The organism is Herbiconiux daphne (assembly GCF_024979295.1).
Classification (GTDB): Bacteria; Actinomycetota; Actinomycetes; order Actinomycetales; family Microbacteriaceae; genus Herbiconiux; species Herbiconiux daphnes.
The window spans coordinates 1-615 of sequence record NZ_JANLCJ010000531.1 but is presented as its reverse complement, the minus strand read 5'-3'; the positions used below and the strand labels follow the sequence as shown (position 1 = coordinate 615).

The window sequence follows — 615 nt, the reverse complement described above, 5'->3', positions numbered from 1 at the left end:
GATGCTTAATGATTATGTTAACTCCCGGCGTAGAGCCCGCTGGGGTAAAAGCCCGCTTCGTGATTGGGCGCATTCCGTTAAGCAATGGCCAACGCCGCAGTAAAGCGAGGTTCCGCGATGATTAAGAACCAAAGCTTCAGCCGGAAGAAGCTGCCGAAGCTTACCGCTAAGCAGCAACGCGCGATCCGGAAAGAGCCAACCGATTTAGACATTATCCACGATGCCAAAGAGCTCTATTCGCTCTTTACCGATATCCTGTTAGGGGCGCTCATTGAGCCCGATCGCGATAAGGAAGCCTGGGTTCGTCGCCAGCTGCGCGATACGCTCGCGATGAACAACGTGCGCCGGGTGCGAACCTTACAAACTATCTGGAATGCCCAGCATAGCGAAAGCGCATTTGCCTTCGTTCGCCATCACTGGCAGCAGATGGATTCCGCTAAAGCGGATGATGAAAACGGATTTAGACTTGATAATAAAATCATTATGATCAATTTTAACGAAACAGTTATGAAAAACGTTTAAATCCCCCATCCACGAAGAAAATTAAATGAAAGCCTTATTACTGGTATTTGTCTGTTTATTAGCCGCGTGCGACGAAGGCGCGGAAAGTAAAAC

General features: G+C 48.8%; 1 protein-coding gene. It reads left to right on the top strand.

The annotated features are described in order from the left end of the window. The first annotated feature begins 117 nt into the window (after positions 1–117). On the top strand, positions 118–522 hold the full coding sequence (locus N1032_RS26270; protein ID WP_259543586.1) for a hypothetical protein: 405 nt from the start codon (positions 118–120) through the stop codon (positions 520–522). Positions 523–615: the final 93 nt, after the last annotated feature.

Coding starts and splice junctions, on each gene's coding strand:
- N1032_RS26270 (WP_259543586.1), top strand. CDS start 118: ATGATTAAGAACCAAAGCTTCAGCCGGAAGAAGCTGCCGAAGCTTACC.